Origin of the sequence: Ottowia sp. (genome assembly GCF_047975795.1) — a bacterium.
Classification (GTDB): domain Bacteria; phylum Pseudomonadota; class Gammaproteobacteria; order Burkholderiales; family Burkholderiaceae_C; genus Ottowia.
In genome coordinates this window covers 1-26686 of the sequence record NZ_JBKEEE010000101.1, presented here as the reverse complement: position 1 = coordinate 26686, position 26686 = coordinate 1, and the positions used below count along the sequence as shown (strand labels likewise).

25 protein-coding genes are annotated in these 26686 nt (G+C 62.9%); 13 read left to right on the top strand and 12 right to left on the bottom strand.

What is annotated here, in order from left to right; all coding sequences use genetic code 11:
- Nucleotides 1-41: 41 nt before the first annotated feature.
- Complete coding sequence (locus tag ACK5NW_RS15105) at nucleotides 42-998, top strand: alpha-E domain-containing protein (protein ID WP_416929542.1); 957 nt, start codon at nucleotides 42-44, stop codon at nucleotides 996-998.
- Nucleotides 999-1260: 262 nt separating this feature from the next.
- A complete protein-coding gene (locus tag ACK5NW_RS15100; protein ID WP_416929540.1) occupies nucleotides 1261-1806 on the top strand; it encodes a GNAT family N-acetyltransferase in 546 nt (181 codons plus the stop codon).
- Between the two features lie 177 nt (nucleotides 1807-1983).
- Here the strand turns inward: ACK5NW_RS15100 and mltB are convergent, their stop codons facing one another.
- From mltB to ACK5NW_RS15080, 4 genes are all read right to left on the bottom strand, one after another.
- On the bottom strand, nucleotides 1984-3090 hold the full coding sequence (mltB, locus tag ACK5NW_RS15095; RefSeq protein WP_416929538.1) for a lytic murein transglycosylase B: 1107 nt from the start codon (nucleotides 3088-3090) through the stop codon (nucleotides 1984-1986).
- Nucleotides 3087-5132: a transglutaminaseTgpA domain-containing protein gene (locus ACK5NW_RS15090; protein ID WP_416929536.1), complete on the bottom strand. Its 2046-nt coding sequence runs from the start codon at nucleotides 5130-5132 to the stop codon at nucleotides 3087-3089. Before ACK5NW_RS15090 ends, mltB begins: the two co-directional genes overlap by 4 nt.
- Entirely contained in the window at nucleotides 5129-6133 is a 1005-nt protein-coding gene (locus ACK5NW_RS15085; RefSeq protein WP_416929534.1) for a DUF58 domain-containing protein, read from the bottom strand. The genes ACK5NW_RS15090 and ACK5NW_RS15085 overlap by 4 nt, the downstream gene beginning before the upstream one ends.
- Nucleotides 6134-6254: 121 nt before the next feature.
- Nucleotides 6255-7175 carry an AAA family ATPase gene (locus ACK5NW_RS15080; RefSeq protein WP_416929532.1) on the bottom strand — a complete coding sequence of 307 codons (921 nt, stop codon included), beginning with the start codon at nucleotides 7173-7175 and terminating at the stop codon, nucleotides 6255-6257.
- Nucleotides 7176-7227: 52 nt separating this feature from the next.
- Here ACK5NW_RS15080 and ACK5NW_RS15075 point away from each other — a divergent pair, with 52 nt between their 5' ends.
- From ACK5NW_RS15075 to ACK5NW_RS15050, 6 genes are all read left to right on the top strand, one after another.
- Nucleotides 7228-8181 (top strand): histone deacetylase family protein, encoded by a 954-nt coding sequence (locus ACK5NW_RS15075; protein ID WP_416929530.1) that lies wholly within the window; start codon nucleotides 7228-7230, stop codon nucleotides 8179-8181.
- Between the two features lie 117 nt (nucleotides 8182-8298).
- A complete protein-coding gene (locus ACK5NW_RS15070; protein ID WP_416929528.1) occupies nucleotides 8299-9102 on the top strand; it encodes an enoyl-CoA hydratase in 804 nt (267 codons plus the stop codon).
- A complete protein-coding gene (locus tag ACK5NW_RS15065; protein WP_416929526.1) occupies nucleotides 9090-10604 on the top strand; it encodes a mechanosensitive ion channel family protein in 1515 nt (504 codons plus the stop codon). Before ACK5NW_RS15070 ends, ACK5NW_RS15065 begins: the two co-directional genes overlap by 13 nt.
- Before the next feature lie 182 nt (nucleotides 10605-10786).
- A complete protein-coding gene (locus tag ACK5NW_RS15060) occupies nucleotides 10787-11536 on the top strand; it encodes an electron transfer flavoprotein subunit beta/FixA family protein (protein ID WP_416929524.1) in 750 nt (249 codons plus the stop codon).
- Nucleotides 11537-11550: 14 nt separating this feature from the next.
- Nucleotides 11551-12483: an electron transfer flavoprotein subunit alpha/FixB family protein gene (locus ACK5NW_RS15055; RefSeq protein ID WP_416929522.1), complete on the top strand. Its 933-nt coding sequence runs from the start codon at nucleotides 11551-11553 to the stop codon at nucleotides 12481-12483.
- A gap of 112 nt (nucleotides 12484-12595) precedes the next feature.
- Nucleotides 12596-14386 (top strand): acyl-CoA dehydrogenase, encoded by a 1791-nt coding sequence (locus ACK5NW_RS15050; protein WP_416929520.1) that lies wholly within the window; start codon nucleotides 12596-12598, stop codon nucleotides 14384-14386.
- A 22-nt stretch (nucleotides 14387-14408) separates the two neighbouring features.
- Here the strand turns inward: ACK5NW_RS15050 and ACK5NW_RS15045 are convergent, their stop codons facing one another.
- The 7 genes from ACK5NW_RS15045 to ACK5NW_RS15015 all read right to left on the bottom strand — a co-directional run bounded on the left by ACK5NW_RS15045 (nucleotide 14409) and on the right by ACK5NW_RS15015 (nucleotide 21819).
- Complete coding sequence (locus ACK5NW_RS15045; RefSeq protein WP_416929518.1) at nucleotides 14409-15512, bottom strand: NAD(P)/FAD-dependent oxidoreductase; 1104 nt, start codon at nucleotides 15510-15512, stop codon at nucleotides 14409-14411.
- Nucleotides 15513-15640: 128 nt separating this feature from the next.
- The gene (fdxA, locus tag ACK5NW_RS15040; protein WP_416929516.1) at nucleotides 15641-15970 is read right to left on the bottom strand and encodes a ferredoxin FdxA; all 330 of its coding nucleotides are present in this window, start codon (nucleotides 15968-15970) and stop codon (nucleotides 15641-15643) included.
- Nucleotides 15971-16157: 187 nt separating this feature from the next.
- Nucleotides 16158-17627 (bottom strand): sulfate adenylyltransferase subunit 1, encoded by a 1470-nt coding sequence (locus ACK5NW_RS15035; protein WP_416929514.1) that lies wholly within the window; start codon nucleotides 17625-17627, stop codon nucleotides 16158-16160.
- A gap of 80 nt (nucleotides 17628-17707) precedes the next feature.
- Nucleotides 17708-18652 (bottom strand): sulfate adenylyltransferase subunit CysD, encoded by a 945-nt coding sequence (cysD, locus tag ACK5NW_RS15030; RefSeq protein ID WP_416929511.1) that lies wholly within the window; start codon nucleotides 18650-18652, stop codon nucleotides 17708-17710.
- A gap of 196 nt (nucleotides 18653-18848) precedes the next feature.
- On the bottom strand, nucleotides 18849-19466 hold the full coding sequence (locus ACK5NW_RS15025; RefSeq protein WP_416929564.1) for a phosphoadenosine phosphosulfate reductase family protein: 618 nt from the start codon (nucleotides 19464-19466) through the stop codon (nucleotides 18849-18851).
- 71 nt (nucleotides 19467-19537) lie between these two features.
- Complete coding sequence (locus ACK5NW_RS15020) at nucleotides 19538-19951, bottom strand: DUF934 domain-containing protein (RefSeq protein WP_416929509.1); 414 nt, start codon at nucleotides 19949-19951, stop codon at nucleotides 19538-19540.
- 53 nt (nucleotides 19952-20004) lie between these two features.
- Nucleotides 20005-21819 (bottom strand): nitrite/sulfite reductase, encoded by a 1815-nt coding sequence (locus ACK5NW_RS15015; RefSeq protein WP_416929507.1) that lies wholly within the window; start codon nucleotides 21817-21819, stop codon nucleotides 20005-20007.
- A 320-nt stretch (nucleotides 21820-22139) separates the two neighbouring features.
- Here ACK5NW_RS15015 and ACK5NW_RS15010 point away from each other — a divergent pair, with 320 nt between their 5' ends.
- Nucleotides 22140-22601 (top strand): glycine zipper 2TM domain-containing protein, encoded by a 462-nt coding sequence (locus ACK5NW_RS15010; protein ID WP_416929505.1) that lies wholly within the window; start codon nucleotides 22140-22142, stop codon nucleotides 22599-22601.
- An 83-nt stretch (nucleotides 22602-22684) separates the two neighbouring features.
- On the opposite strand, the gene ACK5NW_RS15005 is transcribed toward ACK5NW_RS15010, so the two are convergent.
- Entirely contained in the window at nucleotides 22685-23209 is a 525-nt protein-coding gene (locus ACK5NW_RS15005; RefSeq protein WP_416929503.1) for an FKBP-type peptidyl-prolyl cis-trans isomerase, read from the bottom strand.
- Between the two features lie 78 nt (nucleotides 23210-23287).
- On the opposite strand from ACK5NW_RS15005, the gene ACK5NW_RS15000 reads away from it, so the two are divergent.
- The 4 genes from ACK5NW_RS15000 (at nucleotide 23288) to ACK5NW_RS14985 (ending at nucleotide 26456) form a co-directional block, all read left to right on the top strand.
- Nucleotides 23288-24145: a TatD family hydrolase gene (locus tag ACK5NW_RS15000; RefSeq protein WP_416929501.1), complete on the top strand. Its 858-nt coding sequence runs from the start codon at nucleotides 23288-23290 to the stop codon at nucleotides 24143-24145.
- Nucleotides 24146-24235: 90 nt separating this feature from the next.
- Nucleotides 24236-25375, top strand: a complete 1140-nt coding sequence (locus tag ACK5NW_RS14995; protein WP_416929499.1) for a JmjC domain-containing protein — start codon at nucleotides 24236-24238, stop codon at nucleotides 25373-25375.
- Nucleotides 25368-25898, top strand: a complete 531-nt coding sequence (locus ACK5NW_RS14990; protein ID WP_416929497.1) for a hypothetical protein — start codon at nucleotides 25368-25370, stop codon at nucleotides 25896-25898. The genes ACK5NW_RS14995 and ACK5NW_RS14990 overlap by 8 nt, the downstream gene beginning before the upstream one ends.
- Before the next feature lie 189 nt (nucleotides 25899-26087).
- Entirely contained in the window at nucleotides 26088-26456 is a 369-nt protein-coding gene (locus ACK5NW_RS14985; RefSeq protein WP_416929495.1) for a hypothetical protein, read from the top strand.
- Nucleotides 26457-26686 lie beyond the last annotated feature (230 nt).

The following is a 26686-nucleotide window of genomic DNA, read 5'->3' as shown; positions in this document are numbered from 1 at the left end:
TGATGCCGCTTGTCGAACCCATGACCTGAAAGACTAAAAACATGCTCTCGCGTACTGCTGATCACCTGTTCTGGATGTCCCGCTACACCGAGCGCGCGGAAAACACCGCCCGCATGCTCAATGTGAACTACGAAACCTCGATGCTGCCGCAATCGGCGGCGGTGTCGGAAACCGGCTGGCTGGGCGTGCTCTCGCTCAGCGAGCTGCTGCCCGACTACACCAGCCGCTATGGCGAAGTCACCCCACAGGGCGTGATGCAGTACATGGTGCTGGACGAGCTGAACCCGGCGTCCATCTTCAACTGCCTGAAAGCCGCACGCGAAAACGCCCGCGCCGTGCGTGGCGCACTGACCACCGAGGCGTGGGAAGCGCAAAACGATACCTGGCTGGAAATCCTGCGCCTGCGCAGGCAAGGCGCGTTCGAGCGCGATCCGCGTGAGTTTTTTGAGTGGGTCAAGTTCCGCTCGCACGTCTCGCGTGGCGTCACGCTGGGCACCATGATGCAGGACGAAGCCTTTCACTTCCTGCGCATGGGCACTTACCTGGAGCGCGCCGACAACACCGCCCGCATTCTGGATGTGAAGTTTCACGCCGTGGCCAACGATTTTTACGGCAGCAGCGGCGAGCGCAATCAGGAAAACGACTTCTACCACTGGGCCGCTGTGCTGCGCAGCGTGAGCGGTTTTGAAATCTACCGCAAGGTCTACCGTGACGTGATCACGCCCGCGCGCGTGGCCGAGTTGCTGATGCTGCGCGCCGAGATGCCGCGCTCCATCCACCACTGCATGACCGGCGTGATGCGCAACCTGAGCGCCGTCGGGGCTGAAGACGAGGGCCGCACCATGCGCCACGCCGGACGCCTGCGGGCTGATTTGCAATACGCCCACATCGACGAAATTCTGGCCACCGGGCTGCACGCTTTTCTGACGCAGTTTCTGGAGCGCGTGAACCAGTTGGGCGCGCACATCAGCCGCGATTTTCTGGTGCCTGCCGCCTGACTGGCGGTTTGAACCTGGATCCGGCAGTTGGACGCATCCGATGGTGCTGAGATGGGCGTGCCAGGCAAGACGCGAGGACGCTGCGGGTTGGCTGCCCGCAAGGACGAGCAACGCCGCATCGCGCGGCGAGCGCAGTGCCAATGGGTGCCAATGGGTGCGGTGCGCCTTGGCCTCCAAGGTGAGCTTGGGAAAGAGCAGAAAATTGCGTATTCATGCGGCTTTCACGAAGAACACAAGCGGTCAACTGCTGGATCTAGGTTGAATGAAGGCTGGTGCGGTGACATCGTCCACGCTGGTGCAGTGCACACACCAGCGGCACGCCAGCGCGATATTGACCATCTTCAACGAAGCCATCCTGAACTCCACCGCGCTGTACGACTATCAGCCGCGCGCGCTTGCAAGCATGGCCCCCTGGTTTGATGCCAAAAAACAAGATGGTTTTCCCGCCATTGGCGTAGAAGATGAACGCGGAACGCTGCGGGCTTTTGGCAGCTATGGCCCTTTTCGAGCCTGGCCTGCGTACAAGTACACCGTGGAACATTCGGTGTACGTGCACCAAGACCATCGTGGCCTTGGTCTGGGGCGGCAAGTGATGCAGGCGTTGATCGAGGCGGCGCGCCACAACGATGTCGACGCCATGGTCGGTGGCGTGGACGCCAGTAACGCGGGCAGCGTGGCGCTGCACCAGCGCTTGGGTTTTCAGCACATGGGCACACTGCCGCAGGTGGGATTCAAGTTTGGCCGCTGGCTGGATTTGTCGTTTTACCAGTTGCTGCTGGATACGCCCACCCAGCCAGTGGATGGTTAGGAGTGTGGGCGGCAGAAGACATCGAAGCGAAATACGCGAAAAACGAGGACAGCGTGGTGATGCCGACAAGCCCATAGTCGAGCTATGGGTGCAGGAGGTAGCACCGTGATGGACCGTTTTTTCGTGCATTGCAGCCGATGCAGCTTCTGCCGCGCACGCTCCTGGCGCACTGCGGCGTCAGCGTGGTAAAGCGGCGGCTATTTCATCACCCAGCTCGATCACTGCCATGGCGTAGTAGCTGCTCCAGTTGTAGCGGGTGATGACGTAAAAATTTTGTGTACCCGCGACGTAGCTGGGCTGGTTGGCGGCCTTAGTGGGGTCGCCGTTTTGCAGCTCGATCAGCGCCAGTGGGCCGACGTGAGCCAGGCCGTCTGCGCCGAGCAGCGCACCGTGGGCATTGAAGTCGGTGGGGCTGAACGTGGGCAGGATGTCGGGGGCCATCAGTGTGGCCATGTCGGCATCGGCAGCCAGACGCATGGTGTAGTGGGTGGGCTGGCCGGGCTGCCAGCCGTAGCCTTTGAAGTAGTTGGCGACTGAGCCAATCGCATCGGCCTCGCTGCCCCACAGGTCAATACGGCCATTGCCGTCGTAATCCACGGCGTATTTGCGCCAGCTCGACGGCATGAATTGCGGCATGCCCATGGCTCCGGCGTAGCTGCCCAATGGCTCGGTGGGGTCCATGCCGGTGCGCATGGCAAGCGACAGAAACTCTTCCAGCTCGCTTTGAAAATAGGCTTGCCGCGCCGCCGCACGTGGGTGTGCGGCGGGGAAGTCAAATGCCAGCGTGGCCAGCGCATCCAGTACACGGAAGTTGCCCATGATCTGGCCGTAAATGGTTTCCACGCCGACGATGCCAACGATGATTTCGGGCGGCACACCAAATTCGGCCTGCGCGCGGGCCAGCGTGGCGGCATTGCGTTGCCAGAAACGCACGCCCGCGCGAATGCGTGTGGGGTCGATGAAGCGGCTGCGGTAGGCGCGCCAGTTTTTAGCGGTGCCGCGGGTTGGGGGCAGCATCAGGCGTGGCACTTTGGGCAGGTATTGCGCCTGGCCGATCACACTGCGCACCCATTCGGCGTCCAGGCGCTGGCGTTGGGCCATGTCGGCCGCAAAGCGCATGGCGTCACTCCGCAACAGGTAGCTGCGATCTGCCGCCGCATCGGTCTGCCGACTGGATTGCGAACGTTTTTGGGCGCTGGTGCCGGTGGGTATGGCGCAAGCAGCTATAAAAAAAGAAGCAATCAGCAGCCCTGTCAAAGGCTGGCGAAAAAAACGGGTGTTCATGGCGAAGGGGCAGGCTGGCGCGGCCAGTTCAGTTGGCGAAGGTCGCGCTGAAGTGTAGCCAGTGTCGCGGACTGGCCCGCATGGCCTGGTGGGGCGTAGCGCTGCTGCTCCAGCGCCAGCAGCCAGTTGCTTAAAGGGTGCTGAAGCTCGGGCGGCAAGGCGCTGGCACGCACGTGGCGCGCCAGCTCGCGTGGTGGGGCATTGGGTGGGGTTTGCACCCCGGCCAGGGTCAGGCGGCGGCGCACCTGCTGTAACAGCCGCACCCAGGGGTCATGCTGGCTGCGCTCCCAGCGCGCCCAGGCGGCCCCTGCCAAAGCCACCACGGCCAGCAGGCCGCCCAGCAGCTTGGCCAGGTCTTGCCAACTGGGGCTTTCAAAGCCGAGGTTTTTGAGCATGTCGAACTGGCGGCTCTGGGCGTAATTGAGCACCCATTGGTTCCAGCCGTTGTTTATGGCCTCCCAGGTGGCGCGCAACTGGGCCAGCATGGTGGGGCTGAGGCGGCCCACGGCACCAGCCAGCGCCCCGTCGGGCGCGCGCAGGCGTTGGAACTGACCCACGCGCCCTGGCATCACGGCCCCGGTGGGGTCAACGCGCACCCAGCCGCGCTCGGCCAGCCAGACCTCGGCCCAGGCGTGGGCGTCGGCGTTGCGCACGGCCCAGTAGCCGTCGACGCCGTTCAACTCACCGCCCTGAAAGCCGGTGATGATGCGCGCGGGCACGCCCGCTGCGCGCATCAGGATCACGAAGGCCGAGCTGATGTGCTCGCAAAAGCCCATTTTGGTGTCGAACCAGAATTCATCGGCCGTGTGCTGGCCTGCCACGCCCGGCTCCAGCGTATAGGTGTAGCCGCCGGTGCGCAGGCGCTCCAATGCGGCGCGCACCAGCGCCATGCTGTCGCCCTCCGGCGTTTGGCGGCGCAACTCTTCGGCCAGCGCCAGCGTGCGCGGGTTGAAGCCGTTGGGCAGGCGCAGGTAATTGGCCAGATCGCGCCGGGGGCGTTTGTCCCAGCCCAGCAGGCCGTAGCGGAACTGCGGATAGCTTTCGACCCGGTAGCGCAGCAAATCGGTCACGGGGCGGTAGCGCATCCACTGCAAATCGGCCGTCATGCGGGCACGCATGCCCTGGGGCAGGGTGGGGCTGGCCGGGGTGGCGTCCAGCGTCAGCAGCCAGGGGCGATGGCTGGGCTCCAGCGTGACTTCGTAGCGCACCGGCTCGCCACTGACTTGCAAGTCACCGGGGCCGGGGGTCAGCGTGGCTTGGTCTTGCCGATCGGCCCCGGCTGTCCAGCGGCGGCCATCGAACCAGCTCAACACCGGACCGCGAAAGTACAGGTCTCTTTGCGGCGGGGGATTGCCATCAAACCGGACGCGCAAGGCAATGCCTTCGTCCAGCGCCAGTTGTGCCACTGCGCCCACTTCCATTTCGGCCGATAAGCCGGTGCGGCCCGCCATGGCGTCGCCGGGGACACCCCACAACGGCGCAAAGCGCGGGAAGAACACAAACAGCGCGAGCATGATGGGTGCCCCGGCCAGCGCCATCTTGGCGGCGGTGGTGGCCGATTCGCGCAAGCTGGGCTGGCCCACGGGCCGGTGGGCATTGACCAGCGCCGTCAGCAGCCCCAGCAGCGCCACCAGCATGGCGGTGGCCACCAACAGCGACTGCGAGTAGAAAAAATTGGTCAGCATGGTAAAAAAGCCGAGGAAGAACACCACCAGCGCATCGCGCCGCGCGCGCATCTCCAGCGTCTTCAGCGCCAGCAGGCTGACCACCATGGTCACGCCGGGTTCTTGCCCCAGTAATTTGCCGTGCGTAACCCAGGTGGCGGCCATGACGGCGAGCAACAAACCCGCTAGCCACCAGCGCCCCGGCAGTGGTCGTCCGCTGAGTGCCAGCCAGCCTCGCCACAGCAGCAGCGCGCCTGCCAGTACGCTGCACCACACCGGCAGGTGGCTGACCTGGGGCAGGATGACCCAGCCGACCACCACCAGCAAAAACAGCGTGTCACGCGTTTCGCGCGGCAAATGGGCGAAGGGGTTTTTCATGCGCTGGCCAGTGCTTCGAGGCACTTGAGTCGTTGAACCACGCCCGAGTCTGGCTTGATTTCCACACCCGGCAGGCGCAAGCCGTAATCCAGCCCGGCGGCATCGGCCACCAGCACCCAGGCGGTCAGACGCGCCAAGCGCGCTTCGACGTCCAGCGAACCCACGCGCGCAAAGTCCAGCCACAGCTCTTGCCGCTGCATGTGCTCGGTGTCGCGCGAGACCAGCTCGTCTGATTTGGCAAATTTTTTCCACACCACCAGCTTCATCGGGTCACCGCGCTGGTAGGCGCGCACGCCGTCAAATTCGCCTGTGCTGCGTGCGCCACCGGCCAGGCCCGCCCCGGCGCGCGGCTCGCCCGGTGGCAGCGCGGGTGGGTGGGCTTCAGGCGCGGGGTACACCAGCACCTGGGCGGCAGGCCGCCACACCGTCCAGACGCGAAAGGTGCCCAGCGGGTAACGGGTTTCAGCGGTCAGTGCAGGCACGGGGTGCAGACCGCGCCGTGTCGGTTTGAAGCTGATCTGCACCGTGGCCTCGCCCTGGGCGGGCACATCGGCCCATGACCAGTGCGCCGTATCCAGCAGCGCCATGCCGATGGCGTAGCGCGGCGTTCGGCGTTGGTTGGCCAGCTTGATCTCCAGCACCGCCAGCTCGCCAGCAAACAGCGGGGTGGGTGGCAGCAGATGCAGTCCCAGCCCCCGCAAGGTGCCGTGACACACCACCATGCCCGCTGCTGCGCAACCGGCCAGCAAAAAGGTGAGCAGGTAGCCCAGGTTGAGCTGGTAGTTGATGGACGCAATCAGCAGCACCAGCAGTGTGGCTGCCAGCATCCAGCCCGCGCGGGTGGGCAGGATGTAGACGTTGCGCTGCGTCAGTTGCAGGCTGTCGGTGCGCGGCAGCCGGGCATAAAACCAGCGCCGCACCCGCTGTTGCCAGCGCGCGCGCAGCGCCCACCAGGGCAGGGCGGCGGCATCGGCAGTGGAGGCAGCAGGGGCGGTGGACATGGAGTTGGATGGATGTGTCAAATCAGGTTTTGTGGCCGCGATCAGTGCCCGTTATCACAGGGTGGCGAAGCAGGCCAGTCCAGCGACCGCCGCAGGCGCACCGAGGGGCGTCATTTGGGCATCATTTCAACGGCACCGCATCGATCATGGCACGCACTTGCTCGACCGCACCACGCCCGGCGTCGCTGACGGGCACCATGCGGTGCGCCACGCATTGCGGCAAGATGGCTTGCACATCGTCAGGGGCCACATAGTCGCGCCCGTTGATCAGCGCCTTGGCCCGCGCTGCCCGTACCAGGGCAATGCCTGCGCGCGGCGACAGCCCTTGCAAGAACCAACGGCCTGAGCGTGTGGCCCCGATCAGGTCTTGCACGTAGTCCAGCAGCGGGGCGGCTACATGCACCTGATCCACCGCCTGTTGCAGCGCGGTCAAGTCGGTCTGGTTCAGCACGGCGGGCAGCGTGGCCAGCATGTCGCGGCGTCCGGCACCTGCCAGCAAATCGCGCTCGGCCGCGCGCTCCGGGTAGCCCAGGCTGATGCGCATTAAAAAGCGGTCGAGCTGCGACTCAGGTAGCGCATAGGTGCCCAACTGATCGTGCGGGTTTTGCGTGGCAATGACGAAAAACGGCCAGGGTAAGGGACGTGTTTCGCCTTCGACGGTGACCTGCTTTTCTTCCATCGCTTCCAGCAGCGCGCTTTGCGTCTTGGGGCTGGCGCGGTTGATCTCGTCGGCCAGCAGCACTTGGGTGAATACGGGGCCGGGGTGGAACACAAAGCGTTCTTGCCCGCGCTCGTACACCGACACACCCGATAAATCGCTGGGCATCAAGTCGGCGGTGAACTGCACGCGCGCAAACTCCAGCCCAAAGGTGCGGGCCAGCGCGTGGGCCAGCGTGGTTTTGCCCACACCCGGCACGTCTTCGATCAGCAGGTGGCCGCCTGCCAGCAAGCAGGTTGCGCTGTCGCTGACCTGTTCGGGTTTACCCGCCATCACCGTGTTAAGCTGGTTGAGCACGGTATGGATTTTTTGTGTGACGTTCATACTGAGAAGGTAACTGATATTTAATTTTGTATCGTGAGAACAGGAGACGAGCGTGGGCAGAACCGGATATTTCACACACCCCGATTGCCGCAAACATGTGATGGGCGCGGGCCACCCCGAATGCCCCGAGCGGCTGGACGCGATTGAAGACCGTCTGCTGATTACCGGTGTGGTCGATGCGCTGGACCGCCGCGAGGCCACGCCCGCCGCCATGGGCGAGCTGCTGCTGGCGCACGGGCGCCGCCACGTGGCGGCACTGCGCGGGTTGCACGATATTTTGCTGGAAGACATGGCCGCCGGCGGGCCGGATCATTACTCGCTGGATCCCGACACGTCGATGAACAGTGCCACTTACCACGCGGCACTGTTGTCGGCCGGTGCGGCCATTGATGCGGTGGACGCAGTGTTGGGCGGTGAGCTGGAAAACGCTTTTTGCTGCACCCGTCCGCCCGGCCACCACGCTACGCGCAATCAGGCGATGGGTTTTTGTTTTTTCAGCAACGTGGCGGTGGCCGCAAAATACGCCTGCGAACGTCGTGGCTTAAAGCGCGTGGCCATCATCGACTTTGACGTGCATCACGGTAACGGCACCGAAGATATCGTGGCGGGCGACGAGCGTATTTTGATGTGCAGCTTTTTTCAGCACCCGTTCTACCCTGAAGGCGGCGCGCAGAAAAGCGACGCCAACCTGATCAACTGTCCGGTACCTGCCTACACCAAGGGCATGGACATCCGCGAGCTGGTCGAGGCCATGTGGATTCCGCAACTGGAAGCGCACCGACCTGAGTTAATTTTCATCAGCGCCGGTTTTGACGCTCACCGTGAAGACGACATGGGCCAGATGGGCTTGGTTGAGGCCGACTACACCTGGATGACCATGCGTATCAAGGACATTGCTGCACGCTATGCCCAGGGCCGCATCGTCAGTTGCCTGGAAGGCGGCTACAACCTGAGTGCGCTGGCGCGCAGCGTCGAAGCGCATCTGAGGGTGCTGGCCGACGTTTGACTTTATATGTAAACCAACTTTCAGCGCAGTTGCACGAAGCGCTGGAAGCTGTTGTTTTTGAAGTTTTCAAAGCCCGGCCAAACCGTGCCCGGGCAGTTTTTGACCCGGAGGTTTGTCATGACCACGCCATCTCCTGATTCACATGCCGATGCACCGTTGCACCACCAGCGCGATGCGCGTGGGGTGCATACGCTGACGTTAAATCAGCCCAAGGCTTTCAATGTGTTGAGCCAGGCCATGCTGGCCGAGCTGCAACGCCAGATCGATCTGATCGCTGCCGATGAAGGTGCGCGCGTGCTGGTCATCGCCGCCGAAGGCAAGGCGTTTTGCGCGGGGCATGACCTGAAGCAGATGAAGGCCCACCCGCAGCTTGACTACTATCAGGCGCTGTTTGCCCAATGCAGCCGGGCCATGCTGTCGCTGTTGAAGCTGCCCATTCCGGTTATCGCCCGCGTGCAGGGCCTGGCCACGGCAGCGGGCTGTCAACTGGTGGCCCAGTGCGATCTGGCGGTGGCTGCGCAGGAGGCGCGCTTTGGCGTCAATGGCATCGACGTGGGCCTGTTCTGCGCCACGCCCAGCGTGCCACTGGTGCGCAACATGCAACCCAAGCAGGCGATGGAAATGCTGCTGACTGGCGGCTTTATCAGTGCTGACGAAGCGCGCGCGCGTGGGTTGGTCAACCGCGTGGTGCCTGCGGCTGAGCTGGATGTGGCGGTGGACGATTTGGTGGCCGCCATTCTGTCCAAGCCACGCGAGGCCATTGCCAGCGGCAAAGAGATGTTTTACCGCCAGCGCGAACTGGGTATTGAAGCTGCTTACCAACTGGCGGGCCAAAGCATGGCCTGCAACATGATGCTGGACGTGGCGCAAGAAGGCGTGCAAGCCTTCATGGAGAAACGAGCACCATCGTGGCGGCAGTAAGCGCGGCAACGGCGGTATCGGCATCGGCACCCGCAGTGGCTGGGGGTGCGAACGCGCCCGTGCTGTACATCGACAACTGGTCGCAGTGGTGGCAGGTGGTCACGCAGCAAGGCGTGCTGGCCGACGTGCTGGTGCTGCTTGCCTGCGGTGTGCTGGCGTGGCTGGTGGTGATGGCGCTGCGCCGCGCTCGTGCCAGCGTGCAGGCGGCGGGTGTGGCAGCGCCAGGAGGCAACGCCGCATTGCATGAGGGTGCGCAGTCGGCTGACACGCGCCGGATGGACACACACCAGAGCGATGTGCACCGGATCGATGCACAGCGGGTGGACATCTTGCTGGGCAGCAAGGGTTTGAAGGGCGTGCTGTTTCCGCTGCTGTGGCTGGCGTTGACCTACATGGCCCGCGTGGTGCTGTTGCAATGGCAGCCCACGCCGGTGCTGCGGGTGGCACTGCCCATGCTGATCGCGCTGGCGGTGATCCGCACCGGAGTGACGGTGTTGCGCGCGGCTTTTCCAAGCCATGCGGTGGTGCGCGTGCTGGAGCGCACCATCTCCTGGATGGTCTGGGTGGCGATGGCGCTGTGGGTGACCGGGGTGCTGCCCATGGCGCTGGATTTTCTGGACGGCATTGCCTGGAAAGTGGGCAGCACCCAGTTGTCGGTGCGCACCTTGATCGAAGGCGCATTGACTGCCGGGGCCTTGATGCTGCTGGCGCTATGGGCGTCGTCCAGCATTGAAGACAGGTTGCTGCGCTCGGCCACCGGTACCACCCTGTCGGTGCGCAAGGTGATCGCCAACGTGGTGCGCGCCAGCATGGTGTTTGTGGGCTTGATGCTGGGGCTGTCGGCGGTGGGAATCGATTTGACGGCACTGTCGGTGTTGGGCGGTGCCATCGGCGTGGGCATTGGTCTGGGGCTGCAAAAGCTGGCCGCCAATTACATCAGTGGTTTCATGGTGCTGGCCGAACGCAGTGTGCGCATTGGCGATATGGTGCGCGTGGATGGCGTAGAAGGGCGCGTGTCGGACATCCGTGCGCGTTACACCGTGATCCGCTCGCTGGCTGGGGTGGAGGCCATCGTGCCCAACGAAACGCTGATGACCAACGTGGTGGAAAACCTGTCGCTGTCGGATGCGCAGGTGTACCAGAGCACCACCGTATCGGTGGGTTACGACAGCGATATCGAGCTGGTCGATCGCCTGCTGACCGAAGCCGCGCTGGGGCAGCCCCGTGTGCTGCGCGATCCTGCGCCTGCCGTGCTGCTGACCAGTTTTGGGGCTGATGGGCTGGATTTCACGGTGGGTTACTGGCTGGGTGATCCGCAAAACGGCCTGGGCCGTCCGCGTTCTGATCTCAACCGGGCCATCCTAAGCAAGTTGCGCGCCCATGGGGTTGAAATTCCGTTTCCGCAGCGGGTGCTGCACGTCACGCATGCGCCGCTGCCCGAGAGCGTGGCCGATCCCGAGCCTGCGCCCGCGCGCACCGAGGTGTCGCCCAAGAGTCAGTGACAGTCGGTGACTGCAAGGACAGGCGATGAGGCTGCCTATAATCACAGTTCAAAAAGAACGACCGTACTTTTTTGTGGTGTGAAGCCGCAACCCGTATTTCGGCCTCTAGAATGGGTCGCATCCATTTCAATCTTCCTGATTCAGAACAATCAGGACAACCATCCTCTAGGAGAGACAAATCCATGAAAGCACTTGTCGCCGTCAAGCGCGTGGTGGACTACAACGTGAAAGTGCGCGTGAAGTCCGACCAGACGGGCGTGGACATCGCCAACGTCAAGATGAGTATGAACCCGTTTGACGAAATCGCCGTTGAAGAAGCTGTGCGCCTGAAAGAAAAAGGCGTGGTGACTGAGGTGATCGCCGTCTCCTGCGGCCCCACGCAATGCCAGGAAACCTTGCGCACCGCCATGGCCATTGGCGCGGATCGCGGCATTCTGGTTGAAACGGCTGAAGAATTGCAACCACTGGCAGTGGCCAAGCTGCTCAAGGCCCTGGTCGACAAAGAGCAACCCCAGCTCATCATCCTGGGCAAGCAGGCCATTGACGATGACGCCAATCAGACCGGCCAGATGTTGGCTGCGCTGGCCGATCTGCCGCAAGCCACGTTTGCCAGCAAAGTCGAAGTCGAAGGTGACAAAGCCAAGGTCACGCGCGAGATCGATGGTGGTCTGGAAACCCTGTCCGTTAGTCTGCCTGCGGTGGTCACCACCGATTTGCGCCTGAACGAGCCGCGCTACGTCACGCTGCCCAACATCATGAAGGCCAAGAAAAAGCAACTCGATACCGTCAAGCCCGACGAACTGGGCGTGGACGTGGCCCCGCGCCTGAAAACCCTGAAAGTGGCCGAGCCACCCAAGCGTGGTGCAGGCGTCAAAGTAGCCGATGTCGCCGCGCTGGTCGACAAGCTGAAAAATGAAGCCAAGGTGATCTAAGGAGACTTACGACAATGACTGCACTTGTTATCGCCGAACACGACAACGCCACCATCAAGGGCGCTACCCTCAACACTGTCACCGCCGCTTCTGCCTGCGGGGGCGACGTGCACGTGCTGGTGGCAGGCCACAACGCGGGCGAAGTTGCCAAGGCCGCTGCACAAATTGCCGGTGTAGCCAAGGTGCTGCACGCCGACGGCGACAGCCTGGGCCACGGTCTGGCCGAGAACCTGGCCGCCCAGGTGCTGGCCATCGCCAAGGACTACAGCCACATCCTGTTTCCGGCCACCGCCAGCGGCAAGAACACCGCCCCCCGCGTGGCTGCCAAGCTGGACGTGGCGCAGATCTCCGACATCACCAAGGTCGACAGCCCCGACACCTTCGAGCGCCCGATCTACGCCGGCAACGCCATCGCCACCGTGCAGAGCGCCGACGCCACCAAGGTCATCACCGTGCGCAGCACCGGCTTTGATGCGGCCGCCACCACCGGTGGCAGTGCGGCGGTGGAAACCGTGGCAGCGGCTGCCGACAGCGGCAAGAGCAGCTTCGTCGGTGCCGAGATCGCCAAGAGTGACCGGCCCGAGCTGACCGCCGCAAAAATCGTCGTCTCCGGTGGCCGCGCGCTGGGCAGCGCCGAGAAGTTCAATGAAGTCATGACCCCGCTGGCCGACAAGCTGGGAGCTGCCATCGGTGCCAGCCGCGCGGCGGTGGACGCGGGCTATGCGCCGAACGACTTGCAAGTCGGCCAGACTGGCAAGATTGTCGCGCCGCAACTGTACATTGCCGCAGGCATTTCGGGCGCCATTCAGCATTTGGCGGGCATGAAAGACAGCAAGGTCATCGTGGCCATCAATAAAGACCCTGAGGCACCCATCTTCAGCGTGGCTGATTATGGGCTGGAAGCTGATTTGTTCCAGGCCGTGCCGGAGCTGGTCAACGCCCTTTGATCTTGCGCGCGCCCTGTCTTCGGGCGCTGCATTACACACCCGCAGGGCATCCATCAGTGATGCCCTTTTTCATATTTCATTGCATCAATCATTCAGCCATCAGGAGATCCCCATGAGCTACAAGGCCCCCGTCAAAGACATGCTGTTCAACATGGCGCATCTGGCGCGCCTGGACCAGGTCAGCGCCATTCCTGGCTTTGAAGACGCAGGGTTGGAAACCGCCCAGGCCGTGCTGGAAGAATGCGCACGCTTTAACGAAGAAGTGCTGGCACCGCTGAACTTCGAGGCTGACAAGGCACCGTCCACCCATTCCGGCACGTCGGTTACCACCAGCAAGGGCTTTAAAGAAGCCTACAAACAGTACACCGAAGGCGGCTGGCAGGGCCTGCAGCACCCGAGCGACTTTGGCGGTCAGGGCCTGCCCAAAACCATTGGTGCGGCCTGCGTGGAAATCCTCAACTCGGCGAACATGAGCTTTGCCCTGTGTCCGTTGCTGACCGACGGTGCGACCGAAGCGCTTTTGACGGCAGGCAGCGACACGCTGAAAGCCACCTATCTTGAAAAGCTGATCTCCGGCGAATGGACCGGCACCATGAACCTGACCGAGCCGCAGGCGGGCAGCGACCTGGCTGCCGTGCGCTCGCGCGCCGAGCCGCAGCCCGATGGCACCTACAAGGTTTTTGGCACCAAGATCTTCATCACCTACGGCGACCACGACATGGCCGACAACATCGTCCATCTGGTGTTGGCGCGAGTGCAGGGCGCGCCCGAGGGCGTCAAGGGCATCAGCCTGTTCGTGGTGCCCAAATTCATGGTCAAACAAGACGGCAGTCTGGGCGATCGCAACGACGTGTATTGCGTCAGTATCGAGCACAAGATGGGCATCAAGGCCAGCCCCACGGCGGTGCTGCAATACGGTGACAACGGTGGTGCCGTGGGTTATCTCGTCGGTGAGGAAAACCGTGGCCTAGAATACATGTTCATCATGATGAACGCGGCCCGTTATGCCGTGGGCATGCAAGGTGTGGCCGTGGCCGAAAGGGCCTACCAGAAAGCGGTTGAATACGCCAATGAGCGCGTGCAAAGCCGCCCGGTGGACGGCAGCGTCAAAGGCGCGGCCCCTATCATTCACCATCCCGACGTGCGCCGCATGCTGATGACCATGCGCGCGCTGACTGAAGGCTGCCGCGCCATGGCCAGCACTGCCGCTGCCGCCTACGATGCGGCCCACCACCACACCGATAAAGCGGTGCGTGCGCAAAACCAGGCGTTCTACGAATTCATGGTGCCGCTGGTCAAGGGCTACAGCACCGAGATGAGTCTGGAGGTCACCGACCTGGGCGTGCAGGTGCACGGCGGCATGGGCTTTATCGAAGAAACCGGCGCGGCCCAGTACTATCGCGACGCCAAGATTCTGACCATTTACGAAGGCACCACCGCCATCCAGGCCAACGATCTGGTGGGCCGCAAAACCGCACGTGATGGTGGACAGACCGCTAAAGCGATTGCGGCGCAGATCGAAGGTACCGAGAAAGAACTGCTCGCCACAGGCAGCGCCGACGCCAAAGCCGTTGCCCAGCGCCTAGGTGTGGCGCGCAAGGCGTTCCTTGACGTGGTGGACTACATTGCTGCGCAATCCAAAACCAACCCCAACGCCGCTTATGCAGGCAGCGTGCCTTACCTGCTGCTCACCGGCAATCTGGTGGCGGGCTGGCAACTGGGCCGTGCGCTGCTGGCGGCTGAAAAGCAACTGGCTGCGGGCCAGGACGCGGCCTTCATGCAGGCCAAGATCATCACCGCGCGCTTTTATGCCGACCACATTCTCACGCGCATCCCTGGCGTGCGCGATGCCATCGTGGACGGGGCAGACAGCGTGACGGCGCTGTCGTTGGAGGCGTTTTAAGTAGTGGCGGTATGGCCAGCGCTTATTCGCTGGCCATGGCTGCACCCGGTGGTGCATCGCCCGCCACGCCCAGCAGGCGGTGCAGTTGCGTGCTGCTGGTGGTGTACTGAAAGGGCACTGGACGGTCGGGCGCGATCAGCGGCTGCGCCGCGTAGGCGGCCAGGGTAGCTTCATGAAAGCCACAGACGATGAGTTTTTTCTTGCCCGGATAAGTGTTGATGTCGCCCACGGCAAACACGCCTGGGGCGCTGGTTTCAAACGTCTCGGGATTCACTGCCAGTTGCTTGCGTTCCATGGCCAGTGGCCAGTCGGCCATGGGGCCTAATTTGGGGCTGATGCCTTGCAGCACCAGCAGCGCATCCAGCGGCAAAGTCTGTGTGCGGCCATCTGGCCCAAGCACCTGCACGCTGTGCAGACGGTCATTTTCGGTGGCAAAGCTGTCGATCTGGCCTTGCACAAAACCCAGTGCGCCGCTGCGCTGCAGCGCCTGCATTTGTTCGAGCAGGGCGGGCGCGGCCTGAAAGCTGTTGCGCCGGTGCAGCAAGGTGACGCTGGCGGGGCGGGGTGTGGTCTGCGCTGCCAGCGCGGTGGCCAATTGGGTTGCAGCGGCTACGGCAGATTCGCCACCGCCTGCGATCAACACGCGCTGATCAGCCAAGGCGGCGGGGTCATTCAGGTGGTGAAAAAGCTGGCTGCCTTCAAACGCACTCAGGCCGGGCAAGTTCAGCCGCTTGGGCACAAAAGCGCCCACGCCCGCAGCGATAAACACCGTTTTGGACAACAGGCGTGTGCCGGTGTGGGTAGTCAGCAGCCAGCGCCCGCCGTCCTGCCGCGCCAGTGTTTCGACCAGTTGCCCCAAATGCAGGGTGGGCGCGAAAGGGCGAATTTGCTGCAACAGGCGCTCGGTCAACTCTTGGCCGCTGCACACGGGCAGGCCTGGGATGTCGTAAATCGGCTTGTTGGCGTACAGCTCGGTGGGCTGGCCGCCGGGGTGGGGCAGGGCGTCGATGAGGTGGGCGTGAATGCCTTGCAGACCGAGCTGGAATACCTGCCACAGCCCCACTGGCCCGGCACCGATGACCACGGCGTCCACGGCGGTGGTGGTTTCGGTGGTGGGCTGGATCATGGCGTGTGAGGCAGTGAAAGTGTGTCTGCTTTTAAATCAATAGCTGCTTGTGCAGGTGAGGCAAACCTCAAGGGTTGATTGGGGTGATGGCTTTGGCATCCCGGCAGTCCTGGTCAACCCTGATGTGGTCAATATTTGAGCAGCGGCAGCTTGTCCGTGCGGTCTTTGTATTCTTCGGCCGTGTCCAGCGCGTCTTTGCGCTTGGTGATGGTGGTGTACTCGGGCGACTGGGCCAGTTTGGCGTTGATTTCGGTCATGTGCAACTGGTCTTTGGGAACGTCTTCTTCGGCAAAGATGGCGTTGACCGGGCACTCGGGGATGCAGACGGCGCAGTCGATGCATTCATCGGGATCGATGGTGAGAAAATTGGGGCCTTCTTTAAAGCAATCGACGGGGCATACGTCCACGCAATCGGTGTATTTGCACTGGATGCAGGCTTCGGTGACGACGTGGGTCATGGGGCTGGGTTCAGTTGATCGTGGGGAACATTCAAAGTGCCGCGCGGGTGATTTTTACAAAGCAACCTCTGGCGGCGCGAAACGGCTGATTTTAGAGTGTGGGCCGCACTGGCTGGGCGATCGCCACGCTGCGGGCGTGGAGAATGCCCGCCACCAGGTTGACCTGCATCAACGCAGGGGTTGAACTTCAGCGCACCAGCACTGCACCCGCCGTTTTGTGGCTGGCCGTGTCCACCAGAATCAGTGAACCCAGCACGCGGCTGCTGGAAAACGGGGCGGCGGGCACAGCTTCTTGCAGCACCAAATCGATGTGACCGATGGCGTTGGATTCCAGCTGGTTCGCTTCTTCCCGTGCCAGGGTGTTGATGTTCAGCCGCTCGGCAATGCGCACCACCTTGGCTTTGACCCAGCGGTGGCCGTGCAGCGCCCAGTACACGCGCCCGGGCAGCAGCGGCTCGTCGTCCATCCAGGCGATGGTGGCGGCCAGCTCGCGCGTGGCGGGCCAGGGGCTTTGTGGTGTGGGGGTGTCGAAGTCGTCTTTGGCAGGGGGTGCAGTTAAAGGCACCGCTGAAGGCGCGGCCACGATCCAGTCGCCGCGCGAGATGTCCACCTCGCGGTCCAGCACCACGCCTGCGCTGTGGCCTGCGAGCACATCATGCGGACGGCGGGCGTGGTCAAGCACCTGTGCTATCACGGCTTGCTGGCCGCTGGGCAGCACCTGCACGGTGGTGCCGGGTGTCAATTCGCCCGTGGCGACGCGACCCCAGAACACGCGCCGACCTTGGGAGGTGTCGGACGAGGACGACGAGAATTTCTCGACCCACTGCACTGGCAAAGCGATTGGCAGATCGGTTTCACGCGGCGTGGCGGGCAAACGCTCCAGGATTTCCAGCAGCGTCGGGCCACTGTAGCCGCACCAGCCTGCCTGTTCGTGACCAAAATCCACCACATTCCAGCCCTTGAGGGCCGATATGGGCACGATGGCGGTGGCAGTAATGTCGGCTTCAGCGGCAAACGCCTGCAAGGCGAGCTGGATGTGGGCAAAAGCCAGAGCTGGGTCGGCCACGGCGTCGAGCTTGTTGACGGCAAACACGATGGAAGGCACACGCAGCAGGCCCGCCAGCAGGGCGTGGCGGCGGGTTTGCGCCAGCAGCTTCAGGGCTGCGTCTTGCCAGTCGAGCTTGGTGGCGTCGACCAGCACCACGGCGGCGTCGGCCTGGCTGGCGGCGGTGACCATGTTGCGGGTGTACTGCTCGTGGCCTGGGGCGTCGCCGATGATGAATTTGCGCGCCTCAGTGTTGAAGTAGCGGTAAGCCACGTCAATGGTGATGCCCTGCTCGCGCTCGGCCTGCAAGCCGTCGGTCAGCAGCGCCAGATCGGCCTCGCCCGAGCGGGTGACGCCGGCCAGGTGGTCCTGCAGCACCGCCCGGCTGTCGACCAGCAGGCGCCCAATCAGCGTGCTTTTGCCGTCGTCCACCGAGCCGCAGGTGATGAAGCGCAGCGCGGTGGCAACGTCACCCCCTGTGTCGCCTGCGGCGCCTTCTTCCTGTCTCTTCGGGAGGGGGACAACGCCACTGGCTGGGGCTGCCCCGTCCACGGCGTTCACCCGGCTGGCCTGCTCTGCGGCCTTTTGTGGGGTCAGTTCAATCGTGCGCATGATGGTGTTCTGTGTTCAAAAGACTGGTGTGGAGCGCTACGCGCTCCTGGGGGAGGGTGTCGCTGGAGGCACAGGAGATGTCAGAAATAGCCGTCTTTTTTGCGCTTTTCCATCGACGCCTCGCTGGTCTTGTCGTCCATGCGGGTGGCACCGCGCTCGCTGACGTCGGCAGCCAGGGTTTCGATGACGATCTGGCCGGGCGTGGCGGCGGGGCTTGGCACCGGGCAGGTGCAGGTCACGTCGCCCACGGTGCGAAAACGCACGGTGCGGGTTTCAACGCGCTCGCCGTCTTTGGCCGGCGTGAGCGGCGTTACCGGCACCAGCAGGCCGCGGCGTTCGACCACTTCGCGCTGGTGCGCGTAATAAAGGGATGGCAGGGCAATCTGCTCGCGCTCGATGTACTGCCACACGTCCAGCTCGGTCCAGTTGCTGATGGGAAATACGCGAAAGTGCTCACCGGGGGCCAGGCGGGTGTTGAACAGGGTCCACAGCTCGGGGCGCTGGGCCTTGGGTTGCCACTGGCCAAAGCTGTCGCGGTGGCTGAAGATGCGCTCCTTGGCGCGGGCCTTTTCTTCGTCGCGGCGCGCACCGCCGATCAGGGCGTCAAAGCGAAATTCTTCAATGGCTTCGAGCAACGTGACCGACTGGTGCACGTTGCGGCTTTCGCCTGGGTGGGCCAGGCGCACGGTGCCGCGCGCCATGCTGTCTTCGACACTGCGCACGATCAATTCGGCACCCAGTTCTTTGGCGCGAAAGTCGCGGAAGTCGGTCACCTCGGGGAAGTTGTGTCCGGTGTCGATCATCAGCAGTGGATAAGGGATATTTCCGGTGCCAAAGGCTTTTTCGGCGCACTTGAGCATCACCAGCGAGTCCTTGCCGCCAGAAAACAGCAGGGTGGGGCGCTCGAAGGCGGCGGCCACTTCGCGCAGGATGAAGATGGTTTCTTCTTCCAGCGCGTCGAGGTGGGCGCTGCTTAAATGGTGCTCGGGCTGGAGCAACGCGGTGGGTTCGGTGCGGGCGTTCATGGTTTATCCAATCAAATTGCGCTGTAGCGCTTGTGGAGATTGCGAAAGCAGCTATATTTTTTAAAGCAATATCCTTCAAAAAACTGGCCTGTTCCCGGGCTATGGGCACCGTGCAAGGGCCGCCCCGCAGCACCGGTGCCGCTCCCTCCCGCGCAGCGAGAGAGGGGGAAGCCGCGCAGCGGCTCAGGGTGAGCGTTCAATGACTCAGGTGCAAACCACATTCGCGGTTGTCTTCACCCTTGGTGGGGTCAACGTAGTCAAAGTTGTTGGGCAGGCCGTGCTGCTTGCAGTACTCGTGCAGGTCTTTGGAGGACCAGTGCAGCAGCGGGGCGACTTTGATCAGCCCGTCGGGGTTGATGCTGACTGGCTCCATTTGCGCGCGCACGGCGGTGTCGGTGGCGCGCAAGGCGGTGAACCACACTTTGGGCGCGGTTTCGCGCAGGGCGCGGGCAAAGGGTTCGAGCTTGACCTCTTCAGTGAATGCGGCGTGGCGCGGCTCATCCAGCGCGGGCGTGGGGCCGTCAACGGCTTCGCGGTGCGCACGCGAGCGGCGCGGCAGGTAGGTGTGCAGGTTGAGTTGGAGCAGCCGCGTCAGCTCATCGGCAAAGCGGTAGGTGGCGTCGGTGTTGAGGCCGTTGTCCATCCAGATCACCGGCACGTCAGGCTGCACGCGCGTGACCAGGTGCAGGATGACGGCTTCAAACGGGCGGAAGTTGGTGGTGACGATGGTGGGCTGCTTCAAATCCAGCGCCCAGGCGGTCAAGCCTGCGGCGTCGTGGCCCAGCTCGGCATTGACGCGGGCCAGATCGAACATGGTGGCTTCGAGCGCGGTGGTTTCACGTGCGGTGGCTTCAAGTGCGATGGTTTCGGTGGCGGCGACGGTGTTCATGCAGCCTCCTGGGCGAGCGTGTTTTCACGGGAAAAGTGGGGGCGTGGCTCGTGGGCGTCGCCCTGATAAAACGCGCTGTAGCGGTCGAACTGCCGCTGGGCGGCGCTGGCGTCCACGCCTTCGGCCAGCACGGCGCTGGTAAAGCCTGAACGCGCCATTTGCACCAACTGGTCGATCAGCACGTCGCCGGTGGCGCGGATGTCGCCCGCAAAGCCAAAGCGACGGCGCAGCAGCACGGCCTGGCTGAAGGCGCGGCCATCGGTGAATTTGGGGAAGGCCAGTTCAATGCAGTCCATCTCTTTGAAAGCGCCTTCAGCGGCCAGCGTGGCCAAATCGGCATCGTTGGCAATTTGCAAGTGTCTTGGGCTGCTGTCGCAAGAGGGAACTGCGTCATGAGCTATTATTTTCATAGTATTTTGGGCGTATGTCCTGGGTGTATGCCTTGGGTGTATGGACAGGTGCTTCAAGCCGTGGCGGCTTCAGCCTGTCGGGCATGGCTGCGGCGCTCTGTAGCGGCATGGCGCGCGCCGTTAGCGGCTTGTTTGAATGGCTCGTGCCCCACGCGGCGCAGGGTGTCGATAAAGTGTTCGGCCGCGCTGCTGCGTTGGGCGCGGTAGGTGTCCAAAATGGCTTCCACCACGTCCGGCACTTCGGCGGCGCTGAACGAGGGGCCGACCACCTTGCCGGGCATGGCCGGGCCTGAGAGGGCCGAGCCGTCCGCGCCGCCCAGCGTCACCTGGTACCACTCTTTGCCGTCTTTATCTACGCCCAGGATGCCGATGTGGCCGCTGTGGTGGTGGCCGCAACTGTTGATGCAGCCGCTGATGTGCAAATCGATCGGCCCCAGGTCGGTCACTTCGTCGATGTCCTGGTACATCTCGGTCAGCGCGGCAGCGATGGGGATGGCGCGGGCGTTGGCCAGCGAGCAGAAGTCGCCCCCGGGGCAGGCGATCATGTCGGTCAGCAGGCCTATGTTGGGCTGCACCAGGCCCAATGCTTGGGCATGCTCATACAGCGCTGGCAAATCACTGGCGTGCACCCATGGCAAGGCCAGGTTCTGCTCGTGCGTCAGACGCGCCTCACCGGCACTGAACGTGTCGGCCAATTCAGCCAGTGCATCCAGTGTGGCGGCGTCGGCGTCGCCCGGGGCAAAGCCGGGGCGTTTGAATGACAGGGTGACCACCGACAGGCCAGGCAGGCGATGCGGGCGCACGTTTTGTTTTAACCAGCGCTGGTAGGGTTTGGCGGTGATACTGACTTCGCTGGGGATGCCCGCCGGGCTGAGCGCAGGCACCACAAAACCGGCCTGCACGCGGGCCAGCTCGGCGGCGGTGATGGTGTGCGGCGCGCCATCTTGCGCCACGATGGCGGCGTATTCGGCCTCCACCGCGTCGATGTACTTTTGCCCTTCGGCCTTGACCAGGATTTTGATGCGCGCCTTCCACTTGTTGTCGCGCCTGCCGTAGCGGTTGTACACGCGCACCACGGCCTCCAGGTAGTTCAGCAGCTCGGCGGCGGGCAGAAACTCGCGCACCACGCTGCCGACGATGGGCGTGCGGCCCATGCCGCCGCCGACCTTGACCGTGAAGCCCACTTCGCCCGCACTGTTGCGCCGCGCTTGCAAACCCACGTCGTACCAGCCAGTGGCGGCGCGGTCTTCGGCAGCGCCATTGAAGGCGATCTTGAATTTGCGCGGCAAAAAGGCGAACTCGGGGTGCAACGTGCTCCACTGGCGTGTGATCTCGGCAAACGGGCGGGTGTCCACAATCTCATCCGGTGCAATGCCTGCCAGCGCTTCGCAGGTGATGTTGCGAATGGCGTTACCGCTGGTTTGAATGCCGTGCATGCCCACGCTGGCCAGCAGATCCATCACATCAGCGGCTTTGGTCAGTGCAATCCAGTTGTATTGCACGTTGGTGCGGGTGGTGAAGTGGCCGTAGCCGTAGCGCAGTGGCGGCGCGGCCAGCGTCAGGCCGGGTTGCGAGGCTTGCAGCTCGTCTTGCGTGGCCTGGGCGTGGGCCAGCAAGGCGGCGTCTGGATGGTCATATTCGCGTGCAATGTGTGCCAGCACGCGCAGTTGGGCACTGCTGATTTCGCCATAGGGCACGGCGATGCGCAGCATGGGCGCATAACGCTGCACATACCAGCCGTTTTGCAGGCGCAGTGGCAGAAACTGCTCTTCGCTTAACTGGCCTGCCTGCCAGCGTTCCAACTGGTCACGGAACTGCTCGGCACGCAGGCGCACGAACTGGCGGTCGAATTCGGAGTATTGGTACATCGCGGGTTGGTTTCATTCAAAAGTGGCCAGGGCGCGATCACGCTCCGGCACAATGGGCGGCAATGTACCGGCTTCTTATGCCAAAACAAACCAATAGTTTGTTGTTGATATATGTCTTTTGGTCATAAAGAAGCGTTGGCTGTGGCCAACCATGGCATCGGTCAGGCCTCCGTTTTTTGGTGAATGGGGTGCCTTGCAGGCTTTACTTGTGAAGCCAAATAAAGTCCAATAATGCGGTAGTGTGTGCAGTCTTGAACTTGGCGCGATGCGCCGGGGTTTGAAGATGTGTGTTGTTCAATGAATTTTCAGGAGAGCGCTTGATGACCATCCCTTCACGTTTGACTTCGTCTTTGGCGGCCGTTGGTGTGGCCGCACTGCTGGCCGCTTGTGCCGCGCCAGGCCCGCAGGCTTATCCCGCGCAACCTGCGGCGTCCACGGCTGGGCAGATGAGTGGTTATGGGCGGGTGACCAATGTGGAGTTTGTGCAAGGTGGCCAGTCCAGCGGTTTGACCGGTGCGGTGATCGGTGGTGCGGTCGGCGGTCTGGCGGGTAACCAGATTGGCGGTGGTTCAGGCCGTACGGTGGCTACGGTGGCCGGGGTGGTGGGCGGCGCGCTGGTGGGCCGCCATCTGGAGCAAAACGCCAACCGCAATACTGTCAACCATTACCGCGTGTCGGTGCAGTTTGACAACGGCGGCGCACGCAGCTTTGATTTCGCCGAACCACCGAACGTGCAGGTGGGCGACCGGGTGCGCGCTGAGGGCAATCAGCTTTACCGTTGACGAGTCCCTTGTTGCTGTATGAATGCAAATGCGGCACTTTTGGGTGTCGCGTTTGATTTTGACAACAGGATCAGAAAACGGGGTCAGTGCAGCGCAGACGAGCCGGGGGCCGCCGCCTGCAAGCGGAAAAAACCGGTGCCCGCAGAGCGGCGCTCAACTTCTTCTTCAGTAGCGGCACGCACGGCCACCACTTTCAAATGCAGCCGCAGCGAAATACCGGCCAGCGGGTGGTTGCCGTCGAGCACCACGTGCTCGGGGTAAATCTCGGAGACGGCGAGGATGGCATCGGACGGAGCGCCTTGCACTGCACCTTGGGGCAGGCTGGCCGTTTCCAGCAGCATGCCCACGTCCAGCCCTTCAGGCAGCAGCGCCCGCGGAGCCAGAAAAATCAGTTGCCCGTCAAAGTCGCCAAAAGCGTCTTTTGGCTCCAGGTTCAAATCCAGCGTGGCACCCGCTGCGTGGCCTTGCAAGGCGACCTCAATGGCGGGCAGCAAATCGTCGCCACCGACTAAAAACTCAACCGGCTCGTCCAGTTGATCCAGTACATCGCCCAGGCTGTCTTTCAAGATCCAGGTGAGCGCCACGACGCAAGGGGGGGTAATTTCCATCTGTGCGATTGTCGCATTGACGGCCAGTTCCGGTGCGCGGTCGGTGGCTTGCTGCGCCGTCAGGCATGATGGCAAATCATGAGTTGCTGGATCGACACCCATTGCCATCTGGATGCGCCCGAATTTGCGTCCGACGTGAACGAAGTGCGCGCGCGTGCGGCGCAGCGCGGTGTGAGCCTGTGCGTGATACCGGCCGTGGAGGTGCCGCACTTCAAGGCATGCCGGGCGCTGGCGCACCGCTTTGCCGATGCTTATGCGCTGGGCATCCACCCGCTGTACGTGGCGCGGGCGCAGGATGATGCGCTGCACCAACTGGATCAGGCGCTGGCGCAATACGCGGATGATCCCCGCCTGGTGGCGGTGGGCGAAATCGGTCTGGATTACTTTGTGCCTGAGCTTGCATCCGGGCCGCTGCGCGAGCGGCAGGCGCATTTTTTTGCCATGCAATTAAAGCTGGCCCAGCGCCATCGCCTGCCGGTGCTGCTGCACGTGCGGCGCTCGGTTGATCAGGTGCTCAAAGCCTTGCGTCAAACGCCGGTGCCCGGCGGCATTGCGCATGCGTTCAGCGGCAGCAGGCAGCAGGCCGATGCGTTTTTAGACCTGGGCTTCAAGCTGGGTTTTGGCGGCGCGGCCACGTTTGAGCGCGCGACCCGCTTGCGGGCTTTGGCGGCCGAGTTGCCGCCAAATGCGATCGTGATGGAAACCGACGCGCCGGACATTCCACCGCATTGGCTGTATGCCACGGCTGGGCAACGCGCGGCAGGTGCACCGCAAGGCCGCAACGAACCGGGCGAGCTGCCGCGCATCGGCCAGGCGCTGGCGGCTTGCCGTGGCGTGTCGGCACACGACTGGGCCGCCGCGACGTGTGATAACGCCTTGGCAGCGTTGCCGAGGCTGGCTGCTTTGGTGCCCGATTTGGTGCCCGATACGGCGTGATGCCAAGAGCGATGGCTTATAAAAGCCGTTTTGGGCGGATGCTGTGCGGCTTTGCGCGGGGTATCAACCCACCATGATGCAAGTTTGTTTATGAAAATTGACCATGCTTTACCGTTGCTGGGCGGCTTGTCGCCCGTGCAATTTATGAAGCGGCATTGGCAAAAAAAGCCCTTGCTGGTGCGGCAGGCCATTCCGGGTTTCAAGCCGCTGCTCTCACGCACAGAATTGTTTGCGCTGGCGGCAGGCGAGGGCGTGGAATCGCGTTTGCTCAGTCAAGGACAAGAAGGTTGGCGCTTGCGCCACGGCCCGATCATGCGGCGGGCGCTGCCGCCTTTGAGTCAACCCGACTGGACGCTGCTGGTGCAAGGCGTGGATTTGCATAGCGACAAGGTGCATGCCTTGATGCAGCAATTTCGTTTTGTGCCCGATGCGCGGCTGGACGACGTGATGATCAGCTACGCCAGTGATGGCGGTGGGGTGGGGCCACACTTTGACAGTTACGACGTTTTTTTGCTGCAAGCGCATGGACAGCGCCGCTGGCGCATTGGGCGGCAAAAAAATTTGAGTTTGGTGGACGGCTTGCCCTTGAAGATATTGGCCAATTTCACGCCTGAACAAGAGTATGTGCTGGAGCCGGGCGATATGCTGTATTTGCCGCCGCGCTGGGCGCACGATGGCGTGGCGGTGGGCGAATGCATGACGTATTCGGTCGGCTTTCGTCAACCAGCGCGGGGTGAGCTGGCGCACGAGCTGTTGCAACGCTTGGCCGACGAAGCGGCTGAGCTGCTGGATGACACGGCTTATCGTGACCCCGGCCAGGCGGCGGTGGCCGACCCTGGCAGGCTGCCTGATCCCATGCTGGCGTTTGCACGCGATGCGCTGGAGCGGGCTTTGCGTGACCCCCGGCAGTTGGGCATGCTGCTGGGCGAGGTGATGACCGAACCCAAGCCGCAGGTGTGGTTTGAGGCGCAAGAGTTTGAGGCGCAATACGGTGAGCGCCCGGCGCATGGCGGCATCAGGCTGGATCGCCGCACGCGGATGATGTACGACACGCATCACCTGTTCATCAACGGCGAAAGCTACCGGGCCAGCGGGCGCGATGCGCGCTTGCTGCGCCAATTGGCCGACGGGCGCGGCCTGTCGGCGGCGCAAGTGAAGGCTTTGAGCGACGGGGCGAGCGAATTCGTCAGTCAGTGGAGGCAAGCAGGGTGGTTACACGATGATGAATAAGCCAGATAACCCGCTTCCAAACGCGCAAAGCGCGGGGCCAGCCCTGTCCGGCGGTGCCTTTACGGGGCGCGAAACGTTTCGCCAGCACGTGCGCAATGCCTTGATGGCGGCGCAAGCACAAGGCTGGCGCGAGATGGTTTGGTGCGACACCAGCTTTCACGACTGGCCTTTGGGCGAGCGTGCCTGCGTCGAGGCATTGCAGCAATGGGTGCGCACTGGGGCGCGGCGCTTGGTGCTGCTGGCGCTCGGCTACGACGATGTGGTGCGCGAGCACGCGCTGTTTGTCGAATGGCGGCGGCAGTGGTCGCACAAAATCGAGTGTTATGCCTGCGCCAGCGCTGCGCCGCAGGACTTCCCCAGCGTGCTTTGGACGCCTGTGTGGGCCATGCAGCGCTTTGATGACGTGTTGCATAACGGCATCAGTGGTCCAGAGCCTGATCGCCGTCACATGCTGCGTGAGCAGCTGGCCCAATGGCAGAACAAAAGCACGCCTGGCTTTCCTGCGACAACGCTCGGCTTGTAAGTTATTGTTGCAACGCACCAGATAATGCAATAGCGCGCGCAGTGATTTGGGGTAAACGCTATAATGTCAGGTTGAGCGGAAAGGCACTTTTAATACAACTTTCTCTCAATGGGATGCGGGTTAATCAACTTTTGCACCCGGGTGTTTTCTCCAAATTCAATCACTTACCTTCAGACGAGGACTCTCGACATGAATAAATCGCTTGTTTTGGCAGCCCTGATTGCTGCTGCTGCACTGTCTGCTTGCGGCAAAAAGGAAGAGCCTGCACCGGCTCCTGCCGAGCCTGTGGCTGCGGCTGTGGAAAGCGCGGCATCGGCTGCTGTTGAAACGGCCTCAGCTGCTGGCGCTGCCGTGGGTGATGCTGCTGCTGCCGCTGGCGAAGCCGTGACCGACGCCGCTTCGGCTGCTGGCGCTGCCATGGGTGATGCCGCCGCCGCCGCTGGCGAAGCTGTGAGCGACGCCGCTTCGGCTGCGGGTGCTGCTGCCGACTCGGCTGCAACGGCTGCTGCTGACGCCGCCGCAACGGCCGCTGCAGCTGCGGCCAGCGCTGCGCAATAATGAATCAGACACGCTCTGATCTTCGCCATGCGTTTTGAAAGCGCATGGCCCGCAAAAGCCACCTTCGGGTGGCTTTTGTTTTTATGGCCGCTTTTTTGGGATGTGGGCAGGCCCGTTTTGGCTCACACGCTTGACCAGTCCAGGCCGTGACGACTGCTCAGCAGCACCTCATCAGGGGCGCAACCCAGCACCTGGGCAAAGCTGGCTTGCACCAGCGCGGGGCGGTTGTT

What these genes read in the sequence shown, in the direction of transcription:
- ACK5NW_RS15015 (WP_416929507.1), bottom strand. Translation starts at nt 21,819, where the DNA reads ATGTACCAATACTCCGAATTCGACCGCCAGTTCGTGCGCCTGCGTGCC.
- ACK5NW_RS15070 (WP_416929528.1), top strand. Translation starts at nt 8,299, where the DNA reads ATGACCACGCCATCTCCTGATTCACATGCCGATGCACCGTTGCACCAC.
- ACK5NW_RS15055 (WP_416929522.1), top strand. Translation starts at nt 11,551, where the DNA reads ATGACTGCACTTGTTATCGCCGAACACGACAACGCCACCATCAAGGGC.
- ACK5NW_RS15080 (WP_416929532.1), bottom strand. Translation starts at nt 7,175, where the DNA reads ATGAACGTCACACAAAAAATCCATACCGTGCTCAACCAGCTTAACACG.
- ACK5NW_RS15025 (WP_416929564.1), bottom strand. Translation starts at nt 19,466, where the DNA reads ATGTTCGATCTGGCCCGCGTCAATGCCGAGCTGGGCCACGACGCCGCA.
- ACK5NW_RS15100 (WP_416929540.1), top strand. Translation starts at nt 1,261, where the DNA reads ATGAAGGCTGGTGCGGTGACATCGTCCACGCTGGTGCAGTGCACACAC.
- cysD (WP_416929511.1), bottom strand. Translation starts at nt 18,652, where the DNA reads ATGAACGCCCGCACCGAACCCACCGCGTTGCTCCAGCCCGAGCACCAT.
- ACK5NW_RS15005 (WP_416929503.1), bottom strand. Translation starts at nt 23,209, where the DNA reads ATGGAAATTACCCCCCCTTGCGTCGTGGCGCTCACCTGGATCTTGAAA.
- ACK5NW_RS15085 (WP_416929534.1), bottom strand. Translation starts at nt 6,133, where the DNA reads ATGTCCACCGCCCCTGCTGCCTCCACTGCCGATGCCGCCGCCCTGCCC.
- ACK5NW_RS15010 (WP_416929505.1), top strand. Translation starts at nt 22,140, where the DNA reads ATGACCATCCCTTCACGTTTGACTTCGTCTTTGGCGGCCGTTGGTGTG.
- ACK5NW_RS15000 (WP_416929501.1), top strand. Translation starts at nt 23,288, where the DNA reads ATGAGTTGCTGGATCGACACCCATTGCCATCTGGATGCGCCCGAATTT.
- ACK5NW_RS15045 (WP_416929518.1), bottom strand. Translation starts at nt 15,512, where the DNA reads ATGATCCAGCCCACCACCGAAACCACCACCGCCGTGGACGCCGTGGTC.
- ACK5NW_RS14985 (WP_416929495.1), top strand. Translation starts at nt 26,088, where the DNA reads ATGAATAAATCGCTTGTTTTGGCAGCCCTGATTGCTGCTGCTGCACTG.
- mltB (WP_416929538.1), bottom strand. Translation starts at nt 3,090, where the DNA reads ATGAACACCCGTTTTTTTCGCCAGCCTTTGACAGGGCTGCTGATTGCT.
- ACK5NW_RS14995 (WP_416929499.1), top strand. Translation starts at nt 24,236, where the DNA reads ATGAAAATTGACCATGCTTTACCGTTGCTGGGCGGCTTGTCGCCCGTG.
- ACK5NW_RS15060 (WP_416929524.1), top strand. Translation starts at nt 10,787, where the DNA reads ATGAAAGCACTTGTCGCCGTCAAGCGCGTGGTGGACTACAACGTGAAA.
- ACK5NW_RS15090 (WP_416929536.1), bottom strand. Translation starts at nt 5,132, where the DNA reads ATGAAAAACCCCTTCGCCCATTTGCCGCGCGAAACGCGTGACACGCTG.
- ACK5NW_RS15050 (WP_416929520.1), top strand. Translation starts at nt 12,596, where the DNA reads ATGAGCTACAAGGCCCCCGTCAAAGACATGCTGTTCAACATGGCGCAT.
- fdxA (WP_416929516.1), bottom strand. Translation starts at nt 15,970, where the DNA reads ATGACCCACGTCGTCACCGAAGCCTGCATCCAGTGCAAATACACCGAT.
- ACK5NW_RS14990 (WP_416929497.1), top strand. Translation starts at nt 25,368, where the DNA reads ATGAATAAGCCAGATAACCCGCTTCCAAACGCGCAAAGCGCGGGGCCA.
- ACK5NW_RS15020 (WP_416929509.1), bottom strand. Translation starts at nt 19,951, where the DNA reads ATGAAAATAATAGCTCATGACGCAGTTCCCTCTTGCGACAGCAGCCCA.
- ACK5NW_RS15035 (WP_416929514.1), bottom strand. Translation starts at nt 17,627, where the DNA reads ATGCGCACGATTGAACTGACCCCACAAAAGGCCGCAGAGCAGGCCAGC.
- ACK5NW_RS15105 (WP_416929542.1), top strand. Translation starts at nt 42, where the DNA reads ATGCTCTCGCGTACTGCTGATCACCTGTTCTGGATGTCCCGCTACACC.